Source organism: Leptospira idonii (genome assembly GCF_004770995.1).
Taxonomy (GTDB): domain Bacteria; phylum Spirochaetota; class Leptospiria; order Leptospirales; family Leptospiraceae; genus Leptospira_A; species Leptospira_A idonii.
Map to the genome: position 1 here is coordinate 102,289 of NZ_RQHW01000010.1, position 16,840 is coordinate 119,128.

At 39.5% G+C, this 16,840-nt stretch carries 17 protein-coding genes; 8 read left to right on the forward strand and 9 right to left on the reverse strand.

Annotation, left to right across the window (positions count from 1 at the left end; translation table 11 throughout):
• Window positions 1-50: 50 nt before the first annotated feature.
• Complete coding sequence (locus EHS15_RS03185; RefSeq protein WP_135759095.1) at window positions 51-689, forward strand: CBS domain-containing protein; 639 nt, start codon at window positions 51-53, stop codon at window positions 687-689.
• Between the two features lie 21 nt (window positions 690-710).
• Window positions 711-2,183, forward strand: coding sequence for a sodium:solute symporter (locus tag EHS15_RS03190; protein ID WP_135759096.1), 1,473 nt, complete (start codon window positions 711-713; stop codon window positions 2,181-2,183).
• Between the two features lie 21 nt (window positions 2,184-2,204).
• Here the strand turns inward: EHS15_RS03190 and EHS15_RS03195 are convergent, their stop codons facing one another.
• A complete protein-coding gene (locus EHS15_RS03195; RefSeq protein ID WP_135759097.1) occupies window positions 2,205-2,618 on the reverse strand; it encodes a DUF6941 family protein in 414 nt (137 codons plus the stop codon).
• Between the two features lie 278 nt (window positions 2,619-2,896).
• Here EHS15_RS03195 and leuA2 point away from each other — a divergent pair, with 278 nt between their 5' ends.
• Together leuA2 and EHS15_RS03205 are read left to right on the forward strand one after the other, a co-directional pair.
• Entirely contained in the window at window positions 2,897-4,105 is a 1,209-nt protein-coding gene (leuA2, locus tag EHS15_RS03200) for a 2-isopropylmalate synthase LeuA2 (protein ID WP_135759098.1), read from the forward strand.
• Window positions 4,106-4,214: 109 nt separating this feature from the next.
• Window positions 4,215-5,963, forward strand: coding sequence for an N-acyl-D-amino-acid deacylase family protein (locus tag EHS15_RS03205; protein ID WP_135759099.1), 1,749 nt, complete (start codon window positions 4,215-4,217; stop codon window positions 5,961-5,963).
• Here the strand turns inward: EHS15_RS03205 and EHS15_RS03210 are convergent.
• Window positions 5,952-7,529 carry an LA_3751/LA_3752 family putative glycosyltransferase gene (locus EHS15_RS03210; RefSeq protein WP_135759100.1) on the reverse strand — a complete coding sequence of 526 codons (1,578 nt, stop codon included), beginning with the start codon at window positions 7,527-7,529 and terminating at the stop codon, window positions 5,952-5,954. The genes EHS15_RS03205 and EHS15_RS03210 overlap by 12 nt on opposite strands.
• A 229-nt stretch (window positions 7,530-7,758) precedes the next feature.
• On the opposite strand from EHS15_RS03210, the gene EHS15_RS03215 reads away from it, so the two are divergent.
• Window positions 7,759-9,120, forward strand: a complete 1,362-nt coding sequence (locus EHS15_RS03215; RefSeq protein WP_342775495.1) for a glycosyltransferase family protein — start codon at window positions 7,759-7,761, stop codon at window positions 9,118-9,120.
• Window positions 9,121-9,305: 185 nt separating this feature from the next.
• On the opposite strand, the gene EHS15_RS03220 is transcribed toward EHS15_RS03215, so the two are convergent.
• Complete coding sequence (locus EHS15_RS03220; RefSeq protein ID WP_135759102.1) at window positions 9,306-9,866, reverse strand: hypothetical protein; 561 nt, start codon at window positions 9,864-9,866, stop codon at window positions 9,306-9,308.
• 389 nt (window positions 9,867-10,255) lie between these two features.
• Here EHS15_RS03220 and EHS15_RS03225 point away from each other — a divergent pair, with 389 nt between their 5' ends.
• The gene (locus tag EHS15_RS03225; RefSeq protein ID WP_167884141.1) at window positions 10,256-10,846 is read left to right on the forward strand and encodes a YndJ family transporter; all 591 of its coding nucleotides are present in this window, start codon (window positions 10,256-10,258) and stop codon (window positions 10,844-10,846) included.
• A gap of 75 nt (window positions 10,847-10,921) precedes the next feature.
• Here the strand turns inward: EHS15_RS03225 and EHS15_RS03230 are convergent, their stop codons facing one another.
• The 4 genes from EHS15_RS03230 to EHS15_RS03245 all read right to left on the reverse strand — a co-directional run bounded on the left by EHS15_RS03230 (window position 10,922) and on the right by EHS15_RS03245 (window position 13,759).
• Complete coding sequence (locus EHS15_RS03230) at window positions 10,922-11,398, reverse strand: nuclear transport factor 2 family protein (protein ID WP_135759104.1); 477 nt, start codon at window positions 11,396-11,398, stop codon at window positions 10,922-10,924.
• Between the two features lie 9 nt (window positions 11,399-11,407).
• Window positions 11,408-12,055, reverse strand: a complete 648-nt coding sequence (locus tag EHS15_RS03235; RefSeq protein ID WP_135759105.1) for an NAD(P)-dependent oxidoreductase — start codon at window positions 12,053-12,055, stop codon at window positions 11,408-11,410.
• Between the two features lie 57 nt (window positions 12,056-12,112).
• Window positions 12,113-12,559 carry an Rrf2 family transcriptional regulator gene (locus tag EHS15_RS03240; RefSeq protein ID WP_135759106.1) on the reverse strand — a complete coding sequence of 149 codons (447 nt, stop codon included), beginning with the start codon at window positions 12,557-12,559 and terminating at the stop codon, window positions 12,113-12,115.
• 81 nt (window positions 12,560-12,640) lie between these two features.
• The gene (locus EHS15_RS03245) at window positions 12,641-13,759 is read right to left on the reverse strand and encodes an MBL fold metallo-hydrolase (protein ID WP_425460617.1); all 1,119 of its coding nucleotides are present in this window, start codon (window positions 13,757-13,759) and stop codon (window positions 12,641-12,643) included.
• A 191-nt stretch (window positions 13,760-13,950) separates the two neighbouring features.
• Between EHS15_RS03245 and EHS15_RS03250 the strand changes: the two genes are divergently transcribed.
• The gene (locus tag EHS15_RS03250; protein WP_135759107.1) at window positions 13,951-14,346 is read left to right on the forward strand and encodes a hypothetical protein; all 396 of its coding nucleotides are present in this window, start codon (window positions 13,951-13,953) and stop codon (window positions 14,344-14,346) included.
• Between the two features lie 52 nt (window positions 14,347-14,398).
• Here EHS15_RS03250 and EHS15_RS03255 read toward each other — a convergent pair whose 3' ends face one another.
• Together EHS15_RS03255 and EHS15_RS03260 are read right to left on the reverse strand one after the other, a co-directional pair.
• Complete coding sequence (locus tag EHS15_RS03255) at window positions 14,399-14,959, reverse strand: ClpP family protease (protein ID WP_135759108.1); 561 nt, start codon at window positions 14,957-14,959, stop codon at window positions 14,399-14,401.
• A 9-nt stretch (window positions 14,960-14,968) separates the two neighbouring features.
• Window positions 14,969-15,547, reverse strand: coding sequence for an RNA polymerase sigma factor (locus EHS15_RS03260; protein WP_135759109.1), 579 nt, complete (start codon window positions 15,545-15,547; stop codon window positions 14,969-14,971).
• Between the two features lie 353 nt (window positions 15,548-15,900).
• Here EHS15_RS03260 and EHS15_RS03265 point away from each other — a divergent pair, with 353 nt between their 5' ends.
• A complete protein-coding gene (locus EHS15_RS03265) occupies window positions 15,901-16,785 on the forward strand; it encodes a hypothetical protein (protein WP_135759110.1) in 885 nt (294 codons plus the stop codon).
• The last annotated feature ends 55 nt before the right edge of the window (window positions 16,786-16,840 follow it).

Below are 16,840 nucleotides of genomic sequence, written 5' to 3' on the forward strand. Positions count from 1 at the left end.
AAGTTTTTTCTTACTCTTGCCAAACATTTCGCCACAACTAGGACAAGACTATGTTCTTTTGGATACAAAACGGAATTTCCACCCAACGCCTCCCGGAACCCAGGCCTGTACAAGTTCCCAGAATTGAAAATTCGTCCTCCGTACAAATCGCACCCCGATTCAAGGAAGGAGAAGAGCAGATCCCAACTGAGGGGAACAGGGCAGATTCCCGACCGGGGACTTTGTTCGGTTCCCAATCTCCCGCAAAAGCATACCAAGATTCCAATTATTCTCCCGAACCCTCTCCTATTTTATTTGCAGGTCAGGTGATGAGTTCTCCTGTTCAAAGTTTGTCGGAAACCTGCAATTTGAAAGATGCAAGGGACTTCCTTTTGGAAAAAAGATTCAGACATATCCCCATCACCAATCTGGAAAGCCAAATTACCGGGATCATTTCGGACAGAGACATTTGGAGGTATCTGTCCGAATCGGAAAACGGACTTTCTGTTCCCATCAGTTCGCTCATGGTCAAAAAGATTCTGACAGGAACGCAAAATACGGAGATCCGTACAGTCGCCAAAGTGATGTTAGAAGAAAAAATAGGATCTCTTCCCATTTTAGGAGAAAATAGAATTTTAATCGGAATTCTAACCAGAAGCGATCTCATTCGTGCCATGGTAAGATTTCCTGGTTTTACTCTTCTTGCCTAATTGAAATGATGTTCAATCAGAATGAATTATTTCTATGATTTCTCTGTCATCGCCGTCTATTTTATAGCGGTCTTCTATTTCGGATTTTATTTCTCCAAAAAACAATCGAACGAAGAAGATTTTTACCTGGCCAAAAGAGAAATTCATTGGGTTTGGCTTTTGTTGTCTTTAGTGGCAACGGAAACCTCCAGCCTCACCTTTTTATCCATCCCTTCTCTTTCCTTCAAAGGCAATTACGGTTTTTTACAATTGGCATTCGGCTATATTTTGGGAAGAACCGTAGTGGCATTCCTGCTTTTGCCTCATTATTATGCGGGGAAAACCATTTCCATTTACGAATACTTAGGAGAAAAATTCGGGACTTCTTCTCAAAAATCGATGTCTGTCGTTTTCACCATATCTCGTATATTAGGTGATGGAATTCGGTTGTACGTCACTTCCTTGCCGATCGCTTTTTTACTCACAAAAATGGGATTAGGCGGAGTAGGAGAAATGGAGCTGGGAATCTTAGCGCTTTTTTTACTTTCGCTAGCAACGATCATTTATTCAGTGTATGGCGGATTTCGTGCCATCGTTTATACGGATTCTCTGCAGCTTATCATCTACATTCTAGGAGGATTCTTTGCATTCTATCTTTTAAGCTCTCTTTTAGGAGATAAAGGAATCGAATTTTCCCAATTTGTTTCGGAGGCTTCGGCAGCGGGGAAATTAAAAATCTTTCAGTGGGAATGGATGAATACGGGAGATAACTCTTATTATTTCATCTTTGCTTTGCTTGGAGGAGCTTTTCTTTCCATAGGTTCTCATGGAACGGATTTGATGCTCGTGCAAAGAGTCATCGCTTCTCAAAATCTAAAACAAGGACAGAAGATACTCATATCGAGCGGAATCTTCGTCACCTTACAATTTTTGTTGTTTCTGGGAATAGGAACTCTTCTCTATCGATTTTATCTAGGAACGGAAATTGCCCCGGACAAAGCGTTCAGTCTTTTCATCGTAGATCATATCCCTTCACCGTTTTTGGGACTGCTTCTTTCTGCCATTCTCGCAAGTGCCATGTCCACTTTATCTTCCACAATCAATTCTCTTTCCTTAACTTGGGCAAGAGATTGGAAGATGGATCGTTATTTCGGTGCGAAATCTCTTAGTTTTTTCTTCGGGATCGTTTTGTTTTTTTCCTCCCTGTTGCCATTCTTTCTAGGAAAAAATCTGGAAAAAGGGATCTTAGAGATAGGACTCACCATCTTCTCTTATACATTAGGCCCGACCATCGCATTGTTTTTAGTCGCTTCCTTAAATCGAAAATCTTATTTTTCAGGGAAAATCATCTCTGCTGTGTTATTCGGCTCTATGATTCTTTTGGTTTGGATCACAAAACAAATCACTCTCCCTTTCACATTGATCGCTCCTTTGGGAGGGGTTTTATTTTTAATTTTATTCGTGTTTTCGGAATTGATAGGAAGATACTACCGCAAAACAAAAGATTTACGGTAATTTCAGTGTATGCAGTCTCTTTTAAGAAGGAGGCTGCTCCAATTTTTCCACTTTCAAAACTCGATTGCCGATGAGTTCCCCGTCGATCAAAACGGAAAGATTGTACCGCCCAGGTTCCGGGAAAGTTACTCCGTTCAAGTTTAAAGTCAACTCTACCACATCATCCAAAGTCATGCTGTTGAAATCTCCGTTGATGGGCAGAATCTCCCGGCCTGTTTCCATAATTTCCAAAGAAATACTGAAATCGTGTCTTCCTACTAAATTGGTGACTGCAATGTACAATGCCCAAGGAGGAAAGACCACTGGAAAACTAGGAGACATGAAACGATCGAAAGTTCCTATGATTCCTTTTTTGTTGTTATTTTCAGTAATGACGCGATCTGCAAAAAGGATAGAAAGTAAAACTGGTTCAGCCATTGCCACAAACTTAGGCAATCGTGGGTTTCCTAGAAACCAATAAAACGAAGAAGTTTCGTTTTATCAAAAAAACTTGACGAAACGAAGGATAAAATCCGTCAATATAATTAGAACATGAAATCTTTCGTCTGCATGCAAACTTCTCTCCTCCTCCTCGGACTACTCTAGTTCGAGGGAGATAGAGCTTTGCAAAAGCCCACTCCCCCAAGGGATGTGGGCTTTTTTATTAGCAGCCTTTTTTCAGCTAATCGAAATCCTCACCTCCCCCAAGGAAACGGGCGCGAAAGGGAGGAAAAATGAATACAACACAAAAAAGAAAAGTCTATGTGCAAGACGTCACCTTACGGGACGGAAACCAAGCTTTGAAAAAACCATGGACGATCCGAGAAAAGGAAGTCGTCTTCGATTTGTTAGTTGATTTAAATGTGGACGGAATCGAAATCGGGTTCCCTTCTTCGAATCAAACAGAGTTTGATGCGACAAAACTTTTAGCGGCAAGAGCCCCTAAGTCGATTTCTATCGCCGCACTTACGAGAGCCAATAGAAACGAAATTCAAACCACATGGGAAGCGCTTCAACATGCTGCAAACCCGAGGATGCATATCGTATTTCCTGTAAGTGCATTTGCCATAGAGAATGTTTTGAAGATATCGTATGAACAAGTATTGGAGAAAATTTACGATTCCGTTTCTTATGCGAGAACCTTAGTAGGAAAAGACATTCAAATTCAATTCTCCGGAGAACATTTCGGAGATGCGATGGAAAATTTGGATTTTGCAACAAAAGCATTTTTGACTTCCATCGAAGCCGGTGCGAATATCATCAACCTTCCCAATACAGTGGAAAGATACAGACCGATGCTTTTCGTAGATATGGTAAAACATGTCGTCTCAAGAACACCGGAAGGGATCAGGGTTTCCGTACACGCTCATAATGATTTGGGAATGGCCACCGCCACGACAGTGGAAAGTTTTTATGCAGGAGCCAGTCAGATCGAAGTCGCCTTAAATGGTTTAGGTGAGAGAGCGGGAAATACGAATTTATACGAAACTGCCATTGCACTTCATCAATGCGGAGAAGACGTAGGGATTCGTTTTCATAGAATTTATCCCACTGCAAAAAGAATATCCGAATTAACGAATATTCCTATCGGAGAAAAAACACCAGTGATTGGAGAGGATATTTTTTCCCATAGAAGCGGAATTCACCAAGACGGTGTTGCTAAAACGGTAGGAAAGAAAAAGGGAGCCTATCGCACATTCACTCCCGAATTCGTCGGGAGAAACGATGAGGAAACTATTTCTTTTACAAACCAATCAGGAGCCAGAGCGATTCGATTTTTGTTCGAAAAGGAAGGAATTTCCATGAGAGAAGAAGAAATCCAAGAGCTATTTCATAAAGCCAAAGAAGTTTCAAGCAGGGAAGGAAATAGGGAGATCGGAATCGAAGAATTGTCGTTATGGCGAAAGGAAATACAGCCAACAGCGGATTCAGGAGTTTTGTAGGAACTCCTACGGAAACAAACAGGAACAATAACGAACAAAATTCCTTTTTGAGATATTGACAACCTTATGACATTCTGCCATACTTCTTTCTTGTTTTCGGAGAGATGAAATGACCACTATCTTGATTCGTAATATTAGAATTTTCGACGGCTCCCAAAGTCCTTCTTTTCAAGGAGATCTGCGAATCCAGGACGGAATCATTTCCGAAATTTCTTCCGAATCTCTTTTGCCTTTGGAAAATGAGGAAGTGGTGGAAGGTCAAGGGCTTTGGCTCACTCCGGGGTTTATTGATTTCCACACCCATTACGATGCTGAAATAGAAGTGGCTCCCGATCTTTCCGAATCGGTTCGTCACGGTGTGACTACAATTTCTTTAGGAAGTTGTTCCTTAAGTTTATCGTTAGGTGACCCTGTCGATTTGGCGGATATGTTCAGCAGAGTAGAAGCGATTCCCAGAAAGAACGTTTTGGAAATTTTAGAAAAACGAAAAAATTGGAACGGCGCCAAAGAATACAAACAACACTTAAACGAACTTCCTCTTGGTCCGAATGTGACGTCCTTTGCAGGCCATTCTGCAATCCGAGCCCATGTGATGGGATTGGAACGATCTTTGACGAAAGGAGAAACACCCAGCAAGGATGAATTGGAAAAAATGAACTTTTATCTGGAAGATGCACTTAATGAAGGTTTTATGGGTCTTTCCATCAACACACTCGTTTGGGACAAAATGGACGGAAGCAGATTTCGTTCCCGCCCGCTGCCTTCTACATTCGCTTCTTGGAAAGAATATAGGTATTTAAACAGAACCTTGAGAAAAAGAGGAAAGATCTTTCAGGGAGTTCCGAATGTATCCACTAAAATCAATCTACTTATGTTTTTATGGGAAGCATTAGGTATTTTTCGCAAGCCTTTAAAAACGACGATCATCTCATTGATGGACGTTAAGTATGATCCGCGTCTTTATAAATTACTAGGTTGGATCGGCCGACTTACCAATAAAATTCTAGGTTCCGATTTCAAATACCAATCTCTTCCTGAACCATTCGATCTCTATGCGGACGGGATGGATGTAGTCGTCTTTGAAGAGTTTGGTGCGGGTGCTGCGGCAAATCACATCGAAGACGAATTAGAAAGAAGGAATTTGATGAAAAGTCCGAAATACAGATCTTGGTTCAAACGCCAATGGACGAATTGGTTTTTACCAAGAGTGTTTCATAGAGACTTTAGAGAGACAAAAATAGTCTCTTCACCGGATCCGTCTCTCATCGGAAAATCCATAGACCAAATCGCCAAAGAAAGAAATGTACATTCCGTAACCGCCTTCTTGGATCTGATTGCCGAGTATGGAAATAAAATCAGATGGTATACCGTGATGGCAAATCACAGGAAAGAACCTTTGCAAAAAATAGTCTCTCATCCGGATATTCTCATAGGATTTTCGGATGCAGGAGCTCATTTGAGAGGTATGGCTCATTATAATTTCCCTCTTCGTATGTTGAAGTTAGTGTATGATGCGGAAAAAGAAAAGAAGCCGTTTATGAGTTTGGAACATGCAGTCTACAGGCTCACAGGAGAGATCGCCGATTGGTTCGGAATCGATGCTGGTTACATTCAAAAAGGAAAAAGAGCGGATCTTGTAGTCATTGATCCCACCCGCTTGAATGAAGAATTGGAGAAAGATATAGAAGCACCCATGCCTTTTATGGAAGGTTTTCAGAGATGGGTGAGAAGAAACGATCAAACGATAAAGAGAGTCTATATCAACGGAAAACTTGCAGTGAAAGAAGGAATTCCGGTTTCCTCTTTGGGAAAGGAGACCGGATACGGTAAATTTTTAGAATCAACCTTAGGGAATTGATTTTCTAACGTATTTTTGTGCCAAATAACCTATCTTATGTGATTTTGGCGGTTCTGGAATGAATTTTTCGGAAAGAAGGGAATGCAGTTTCTTTAAATCAGAATCATTAAATTGATTTTCATAACCGGCAAACTTTTTTCTGAGTTCTTCCTCTTCTCCGAAAAGAGTGAACTCGGAAATTTCCTTGCGATCCAAAATGGATCGAAGCGGTTTTTCCCATTCATTCTTGGAATGAATGCAGTACACGACCTTTCGTATATGTTCTAATCCTGCTTGCCCGCAAAACACTGGATTTGTGAACATCATCACTTCTGCGTCCTGAGAAACAATAAATTCTTTTGCCTGCTTCAACTGTTTTGCTGATGCTTTGAAGACAAATACCTCAAGAACAAGAAGAATCAATGAAAATACGATAGAAACTTTTTGAGCGATCCTCCATCCTTTTGAAAGATCTAATGCAGTCCAGATCTCATATAAAAAAAACAAAGGCAAAATCGCCAAAAGAAGATATCTTCCGGATATCGTCACTCCGTCATTAGGTGCAGAAACAGCGATTAACAGAATAAAAAGAACAGAAAAACGAATCAAAAAGGATGCATTTTTATTCTGCCCCAAAAGAGAATTTCCCCGGATCGAATGAAGCAAAGGAAGGAGTAAAAACGGACTGCAAAGAAAAAAGCCGAACTTAGGAACATTCGAAATATATGTAAATATAATGGAAATAAAACGAATCGCTCTCTCTCCTATCGAGGCAGTGTCTTTTCCATAATTAAAGATGAATCGAGGACCTAAGATATGTCCGTAATCCAACTGATTCCAAATTAAAAACGCAATCAAAGGGAGAAAACCAGCAAGAACAAAGAGCAAGGTTCGGATCGATAAAAAAAATGAGATCCGTTTTCTTTTCTCCCATAACTCTGCCGCAAAAATAGAAACCAAAAACAAAATGGATTCGTGACGAAAGAAACTTCCTAAAGACAAAAAGAATAAGGAAAGAAACAGATGTTTAGAAGATTCGGTTTCTCGAAAACGAATCCAATAGAGAAAGCCCATCGTCACAATCATAAAGAATAATGGAGCTTCGTTCACGTCAATGAGAGATGGAAAAAGAACCGTTCCGAACAACAACAGAAGTAAGTTCTTTTGTTTGATTTTCCCAAACTCACCTAATAAATAGAAAGCGATAGGTATAAAAACAAAAAGGACCGTAGGAAGAATTTCCCAAACGAAACCGAAACTCCTCAAAACCGCAAGAAAGGCTGTGAATGCAATCGGATATTGTCCAATAAACCTTCCTCTAGAGAACAAACCCATGCCTTCCAGAATGGAAAGTTGTTTTCCCGGATCCCACTCTCCTCCCGGATAAAGAACTTCTTCCGTTTGAAAATGATTTTGAAACAAGGACTCTGCCTGCATCGCTTTGATCAGAGAATCGGAAATGAAACTATGTTTTGTTCCGATGTATATTTGTAAGAGAGGATAGGTAAGCAGGATAAGAACAAAAGCCCAATTCTTTTTCAGAAAATTCATCAAACAAAGGAAAACGAAAAACGTTAGGAAAGTCAATCAAACAAATTCGGGACTAAGAGGTTTTGTTTGGGTTAACTTAGATTAATTGTAAAACATCTCGAAAAAAGAAGTAGCCTAATTCCGGCACAAATTCCATAAAATCCGTATCCAAAGGATTTTAATGTTCCAGAAAATTCGCCTTCTATCCAACTCGTTTTCCCCTACTCATTTTTTTTGGCAGATAATAATCGTAATTTTTTCTATTCCATTGATTCTATTCACGCTAATGTTTTCGCAAGGATTCGTGTGGCCGGATGAAATCTTTCAATCCATTGAGCCTGCCTATTTTATGGTAACGGGGAGAGGAAACCTTGCCTGGGAATTTACCGATCAGGTGAGAAGCGTTCTTTATCCTTACATTTTGTCCGTTTGGATTAGAATCGTATTTTTATTTTCCACCGATCCTACCGTATTATTTCATTCCACCAGAGTCGTATTAGCAGGCATCTATCTGGCTTCTGTTTTGATGCTTTCCCGGTTTTTCCTCAAAACGGAATCCGAGAAAAAAGAAATCGGATTCGGAATCATTTTCCTAATCTTCTCATTTGTCTTTTTATTATTTCCTTTAAATTATTACTTCGGATTCAGAACCCTAACGGAAAGTATATCCACTTCTCTGGCCATCTTGTCAATTTTTTGGATTCAAATTCGATTCGAAAAACAAGACTATCGTTTTTTTCTACCTTCTCTGATTTTAGGGCTTACATACGGATTGCGGTTTCAAATGGGATTGTTTCTCATATTATACATTCCTCTATTTTGTTATCAACTTTGGCAGAAAAAATTGATCAAAGAAGCAGGATGGTTTCTTTTCGGACTGTTCACTGGATTCGTAATCTATTTAATTTCGGACATTGTCTATTACGGAATTCCTTTTATCTCTTCTTTCAATTATTTCAAATTTAATATTGTAAAAGGAGTCGCCAAACAATGGGGAACCAGTCCTTTCCCATTTTACTTTCAATCGTATCTTAGATACTTTCAATTTTTACTTATCTTTTTGATTCCAGGCATCTATTCCAATTTCAAAAAGCTCTATCCGATCCTTCTTGCGACTGCATCATTCATTCTCATTCATTCTATGATAGGGCATAAAGAGTTAAGATTCATCTACCTATCTTACCCTATTTTACTTTATCTGATTGCCTCAGGCATTTTGGTTTCCTATTCTTGGATACAAGCGAAAAGAAAAAAATGGGCGCCTGTTTTTCTGATGCTGATTCTCCTTTTGACAGGATTTCAATACAGAACAGTTCTTCTCAAAAAAATCCAATGGAACTTTTGCAATGAAAACTTGCAGTTATTTTTACAAGCAGACAAACACGGATTAAAGGGAAATTCTTTGATAGGAGTTTCTGAGGTGTTCGCTTGGGGTGCAGGTTATGTTTATATGGGGAACGCCTTTAAAGACAACCTGTATTTTCACGATCTGCAAACTAGATCCACGGAAGAGACGGAAAAAATCCTAAAAGAAGAAAAAATCCAGAATATTCTAATATTCGACACAACAAAAGATCACTACTGCAAAACCTATGGGTATTGTAAAACAATCTTCCCTTTGTCACCTTATAGTTGGATTAGCAGATAAAAAGGTGCAAAGAATGGGTCAAAAAGGCGAAAAGAAGTAAAGAAAGAAAAAGAGTTTTCGAATCGAAGGAGATATGATAGAGGGAGAGACGGGACTGCCCACGAACCACTCCCCTCCACCCTAACTCGGGCGGGGGCGCCCCCGCCGATCCCAAGATTATGTCTCATCCTTCAACCTCAGCTCATCTAAGAGAAATCTTCTCGATTTCCCACTTCCTTCAGAATCTCGAATCGAAGTGTTGTGAATTCAGAGTGAAAATCGTTCCGATTCCTCTCCGCCATAGCATCTTTATGTTCAAGCCCATCCGTCTCGGGACTCTTTCCTTGGACCATTTGGATCATTTCGTCTTCCGAATTCCAAATGCTGAAGGTCAAAAAATTTCGAAAGGGGCGAAACGCAGCGAAAGCGAATCTCTTTCCAGGATGATCTCGAACTTGTTTCTCTACAGGTTTGCCCCATTTCGTAAACCGAATCAACTGTGAAATTTTCAAACGAGCGAGTGTGATGGCTACGGTAGGAGTGTCATAACCCGAATCCCTAGGATACAATGTAGCTGAAAGTAATTCTCGAATTTTCCCCCATCTTCGATACAATTTCAATCGAATATGCCATCCGGAACCTATGGGATCTTTTGGGGAGAGAGTTAAAAATCGATCTAAATCCTCTTCCGATTGCCAAAACGCAACAACAGAAACTGAAGTTAGGTGATATCTTTTGAAAGAATACAAAGATTCTCCCAACTGCATAGGAATTAGCGTTTCTGAATGTATTAGTCCTTTTACCTTCTTCCTTTTTAGATAAAAAAACAAATAAAAAGGAAGTTTATAAATAGGCAGTTCAAAACAATGAAAGCTAAAAATTTCTTGTGTGTGGGGAGCTATTTGCGACATTTATGACCGATTCAATGAATGAAAATTCTTTACTATTCAGTGTCCTGGCTTTCGGATATGCCATTGCACCCTTATTTAGCAATCGCTTCTTTTTAAAGAATTCAAAGACATACTTCGGATTACACTTAATTTCATACTTTCTATTAATTTTAGCAATCTTTTTTGGAATGCCGCAATTGAACATTGTCTGGATATTCTTTTGCGGATTCGGATTGATTTTATTTTATAAAACACATCGGACTATTTTGCTTCAAAATTACACTTGGATCGGACTGTTTCCTTTCGGATTTAGTTTGTTATCCTCCGTTTGGTTTTTTTGTGGAACAAATCAATGTTATTTACTTGGTTATACTGAAACGTGGAGCTATTATGCAGCCATTCACGGTTGTTTTATCGGATGGTTATTTTTGTCGGGAATAGCACATCTTTCCCAAAACGACAAAGAATCGATCGCATATCCAATTTTAAGCCTATGCATTGTTATCTTATTTCTTTTGATCGCCTTTGGGATTCATGGAAATCCGATCCTAAAAAAAATCGGTGTGATAGGATATTCTCTTCTATTTCCATCCTCTCTTTTGTATTCCAAAAGATCTTTCAAAAAACAAAATTCCAGTTTCAAACTTCTGATTGAGTGCAGTTTATTTTTTCTTTGTTTCAGTTTGCTTTTAGCCCTACTCAATGAATTCTATATTGGATTTCCCAAATCATTCGACGGGTGGCCTATTATGGTAATACTGCATGGAATCATAAATGCGATTGTAGTAATTCCCTGTTTTTTAGGGTCACTCTTGTTCGAAGAAAAAACTCAAAATCCGATTCGACACAAATTTTAAATCGGAGTCTGAGTTTCTCATCTATCTGAATTCGCTTATGCATCTATCGAATATGACGTATGCGAAGTTTATCTTTCAGAACATTGTGTTAGAATTGGCAGTTGTCTCCGGAATCTCTTGAACAACATCCCAATGTTCCACGATCTTTCCATTTTCCACTCTGAAAACATCAACAACGGCAACGCCTCTATCACTTTCATTTTCTTTGGAATGAACATGTAATACAACTAAGTCCCCTTCCGCAACTACGCGTTTGATGATTGCAGTGGCATTCGGATTTTTTTGAAAATAAGGAACAAAATAATTCAAAAACGCCTCTGTACCGTTTGGAACGAAAGGATTATGCTGAATGTATTTTTCACCTACATATTGTTTCACGGCATTTTCGGGCTGATGGTCCACAAAAACCATATTATAAAATTCCACTACATTCTTTTTGTTTTGCTCTAGTTCAGCCGTTTCTTGTTTACAAGAAACGATTGAGACGAAAGAAAAAACCGTAACGATAAATACCGAAATTCGATATAAAATAGTAAATTTATTTTGCTTCATAAAATCCTCTTAGTAACCCACAGTAAACCTTTGTTTGATATAGTTTCCATTTTCAATTTCGTTCACAAATGCGTTCACTAAATCCAAGAGAGAAATGGTACTATTTCCTTCAGAATCCACTAGTAAACTTTCATTTGAGAATCGGTAATTCCCTGTTTGTTTTCCTTCCGGATTGATGATCGCAGACGGAGATAAAAAAGTCCAATCCAGCTCCGCTTCTGTTCGCAAATGTTTCAAAATCTCACGAGCACCATCCGCTCCCGGAAAATACTCTTTGGGAAATTGTGGAGTGTCTATAAGTTGAACTCCCGGTTGCACTTCAAGTGAACCTGCTCCACCCATCACTATGATCCGCTTCACTCCCGACTTCTTAGTCGCATTTAAAATCGAAAGCGAACCTTGAATCATATTTTCCCTAATCTTGGGATCGGTCCAACCGGGGTTGTAAGAATCTAGAACCGCATCCGTTGTAGCAATGATCTTTGATAGTCCGTCCGTATCGAAGATATCCGCCTTTACTTTAGTTAGGTTTTTATCCTCCAATTCCAATTTAGAAGGATCTCTCAGAATCGCAGTAACCTTATGTCCCCGCTTCAATGTTTCTAAAAGTGTAGGTTTTCCGATAAAACCTGTGGCCCCAATGAGTGTGATTTTCATTTTTATCTTCCTTTGATTTAATGTAACTTACAATATAACAACTTATGCTAAAAAAATTTATGCGCCTTTTCTAGTTTGTTTCCGCTCTCGATTCAAATGAAATTGAATTCCTTTTTTTACATCAGACAGTTTGTATTCACCGAGTTTATTCTCCAAGGCAAGTTGCGCCTCGTCCAGAATACCTTCCAATGTGTTTTGAATGTTCCTGCCTATAGGGCAATTCGGATTGGCGTATTCGTGCAGCAAAAAAAGAGAATCATCCAGTTCCGTGGCCTTGTAAACTTCCAAGAGAGAAATTTCATCCGCCGGTTTTGCCAATGCGGATCCTTTTACTCCTCGACGAACGTCAATTAGTTTTGCTTTTTTTAATTTACCCAAAAGCAAACGAATGATGCTCGGATTAGTGCCCACAGAACCGGCTATTTCTTCCGAAGACAAATCGCCTTCCATCTCAAGTAAAGTTAAGATATGAATGGCGACGCTGTATCGGCTTGGAATGGACATGGCTACTTGTAACTACAGATATTACAAGTAGATGAAAGAGCCACTCTTTTTTAAGAATCTGCTATTCTTTTTCATTTTATTTCAATCGTTTCTGATGAATTTTTTCCACCATCTTTCCATAAGATTAGGTTCGCGAATTTTAACGATCTGTCCGAATTTGGGAGTGAGTAAATCGATTTTATAAATCTCCGCTTGTTTCTCAAGTGATTCTGCAGGCTCATACCAACTATGCAAAGCAAGATCAAACATCCCCCAGTGTACGGGAACAAGTCTTTTGCCCTTTAAATCCAAATGCGCTTTTGCAGTTTGTTCCGGTAAAACATGGACAGCTTCCCACATCGGATTGTATTGACCGTTCTCAATGAATGTTAAATCAAACGGACCGTATTTTTCACCGATGTCTTTAAAGTGAATATCGTAGCCTGAGTCCCCACTGAAATAGAATCGTTCTTTTTCTCCGATCACTGTCCAAGAAGACCATAAAGTATGATTGCCATTCATACCGCTTCTTCCTGAAAAATGTTGTGCGGGAGTGCATACGATCTTGAGTTTTTCGACAGTAACGCTTTTCCACCAATCCAACTCCGTTAGGCGATCTTCGGAAATGCCCCATTCTTTCAAATGAGAACTGACTCCCAAAGGAGTGATAAATTTCGTATTTTTATTTTTAAAAAACTCGATTGTAGGCATATCGAGATGGTCGTAATGATCATGGGAAATGATGATAAAATCGATCGGAGGCAGTTCTTCCAGTTTTACCACAGCATCTTGAAATCGTTTTACCATAAAACTAAAAGGGGCTGCCGATCCGGAGAATACGGGGTCAAAAAATAAAAGTTTCCCTTCTATATTCACAAGAAAGGTGGAATGTCCAAACCAAATGAATTTTATATTTTTCTCCGGTTTAAGGAACTCCGCAAAGTCAGGTTTTTCTTCCGGTAATTGAACATCCGGCCTTTTATTTTTATCACCGCCAAACAAGAATTTGAATATGAGAGAAAAGTAATTCTGGTTTTCTCTCATTTTTTCTATAATATCGGGCCTGCGGTTTACAAACTGTTCTCGTTCCGGATCAAATTGAGGGGATGTTTTTATCCTTTCCAAATGAGCGCCATCGGGATCTTTTCCGAAGGCTCTACAATCAAAATGAAAAACAGCAGAAAGTAAAAGTAAAATGAGAGTGATCTGTTTCAAAAAAATGACTTCCAATTTGTATTTCCTTTTTAGACGTTTTTTTAAGCAGTAGAATCCATTCGGAAAAAAAAGAATATAAAATCGACCAGAGGGAATGAGCGAAAAGCAGTTTCGTAACGGCAAAATTGAATTGCGAAAAGGGAATAAATACGCAACCTAGGGATTCTTATAAATAGGCCGGAAGGCAGATATCACCAATGCAAATAAATAACAACGAAGAGATGGAAATTTTCCGACCTTGGCCAGGCTGGCTGCAAGAATCCGAAGATGGCGAACTGCTTCAGGATCACGATATCGACGGCAAAATTTGGGATGGCTTTATCTCCGTCGAACCCAAGCCGGAGAACTCAGGATGGTACAGTCGATCCTACTTTATGCGAGAACAAACCGGATTTGAGCTAGAAATTTATCTCAAAGGAGAAAGCGCAAAATATAACATTTATTATAGATATATCACTTACAAAGGAATGTTGCATCTAGTAATCGCTAACAATGCGAAAGAGGGGGAAGCTTTTATCAATCATTCGGAAGCAATGGCAGCGTCCTTTCGTCGGGCATATATAAGCAAAGACGATCACGACTCCTGGAAGTAATGCATGAAATGCATTCGTTTAACCTAAAATTTTTCATGGAGCAGTTTCAAATTCAAACTCCGATGATCTTATCAATGATACCGTATTCTAATGCCTCCAGCGATGAAAACCAAGTATCACGTTCTGTGTCTTCCGTTATCTTCTCCAAAGATTGGCCAGTGGCATTGGCCATAATTTGATTTAACAAATCTTTTTCCCTCTTTACGGATTCGGCAAAAATTCGAATGTCTTCTGCGGGCCCTTTAAACTCTCCCATCACATGTGGCTGATGGATCAGGACTTTACTGTGAGGGAAAGCGAAACGATTTCCTTTAGCGCCGGAAAGAAGCAAAATCGCACCGAATGACATCGCCATACCTAAACATATAGTATGTACAGGATTATGCAGACTTTTCATTACGTCCAATATCGCTAAACCAGCATAAGTAGATCCACCTGGGGAATGAATATAAAGAGTGATGGGTTTTGTAGGATCTAAAGCTTCAAGATATAAAAACCGATCGATCAAATATCTCGCAGAGTTGTCGTTTACTTCTCCCCATAAAAAAACTTTTCGTTGTTCTATATAAGTATTTTCGATTTGTCCGTTAGGATTAACTTGCGCTGTTTCCAAAGTCGACTCCTAAGCTGCCATCATAAGAGAGATACTTGCCTCCGGACGAAAGGATTCACCGATTCCGTTCCTAAGGATTTTCTTAATACGAATATGTCTTTTTTTAATGAATGATAAAGTCTTCCCTTCGGATTTCGAAATTTCCGCTAACGAATAATTTTTGTAATAATAAAGTTCGATTAACCTCTGATCCGCCGGATCCAATTGACCCAGATTTTTTAAAATCGCTTCATAACGTTCTTTCTCTAAATAGGAGGAATGTAATTCTTCGGAATTTTGATCTATATGATGAGGATCCACAAAGACTAAATTCCGACGTTCCTTCTTTCTCAAAATACGATCGCCGTGTTTGATCAAAACTCTTTTGAGCAAAGAAGGAAATGCGGCAGGAGTCGTAATTTTTTCTAAATTTTGATACAAGTCCCAAAAAGATTCCTGAACTACGTCCTGAGAAAGATCTTCATCCTTCAAAATCTTAGATGCAAACTTGATGGCAAAACTGGAAAACCGATTTTGTAAAAGAGTCCAAGCTCGCAAATCCCCGGATTTAGCTTGGTTCAAAAGTTCAACATAAGATTTGTCATTCATACATTCAAATGTCCCGGACCGCTCTCTTTTGGTTCTAAAAAAAAGAAGATTTCCCACCCGATTTTCAATGAAACTGTTTTTCTGTCTCTCTACTCTCTCTTCTTGGATGGCAGTGCTTTCTATTCCTAAATAGAACGGAAGTAAATCCTCTCGAAATGCTGGAAATCCCCCAAGATGCAGAAAATTCGGCACCTTAAAATTCGGCTTTTTCCGAAAATTCGGCACCTGATTCAAAACAAAACCGGCTCAAACCGGCTCAAATCGGCAAAATATGGCAAAAATAGAACATTCAAGGCATTGGTACGGCTTTTGCATTGGGCTTTACTCAAACTCAGAAAGAAGAGGAAAAACATATGAAAAGTCTAAAGAATCAAATCAGGGTGATAGGATTGTCCATAGCAATCCTAATCTCTTTCGCAACAAACCAGGCATTTGCCGCCAATTATGTGATTTATGTCCACGGAAAGGGATCCGATTCTAGTGGCCTGTCCAACACAAACACAAGCCGATGGGGAAACTCGGATTCTTACGGTGCCGCTCACCAAAGAAGATCTACAGCTTGGGGAGCAAGTCGTTTTGTCAATTATGACTCAACCCAAGACCCTCGTACATCAGGAACAACTAGAGCACAAACAAAGTTGGCGAGCGCCATCAGTTCTTTTTGCACGGGAGCGAACAAATGTGTCATCATTTGTCATAGCGCAGGATGTTACGCAACAGAATATTATCTAGCGACACAAGGTACACCGGCAAACTTACTTTATGTGGTTGCAGGAGCAAGTGCTGCAGGTGGTTCTTCCGTTGCAGATATCGGAACTACCGCAACACTCATCAGTCCTCTTTTGAGTTTACTTGGCTGGGCGATTGCAGGGGAACCTAATAATATGACAAAAGCTTTAAAGACAGGAACTGCAAGAAGTTTCAACCACAATACTTCTAAGGTAACCATCCACAGTCTTGCCGGTTATAAATCCGCACAACCTGCTTCCACTGCAATCAAAGGTGAAGACGATAAATTAGTAAACTTTTCCGGAGCTTGCGGATATTCTTCTCATGGAACAATGACGAATTGTGCGGATGGAAAAAATGCGAAATACACAAAACATGTATCTTATTGCAATTCGAAAGGGGCAGTCACTTGTAACACAAGCAAAGGTTCCGGTGCGTATAATGCGGACCACAGCGCAATGCAGCCTGTCGCAAGAGATGCATTAGATCGTTTGCTCGGGTATCTATAATGCCTAAAGCTAAATCAATATAACTCTGAATCCATCATTCAGGAGCGAAGGATAT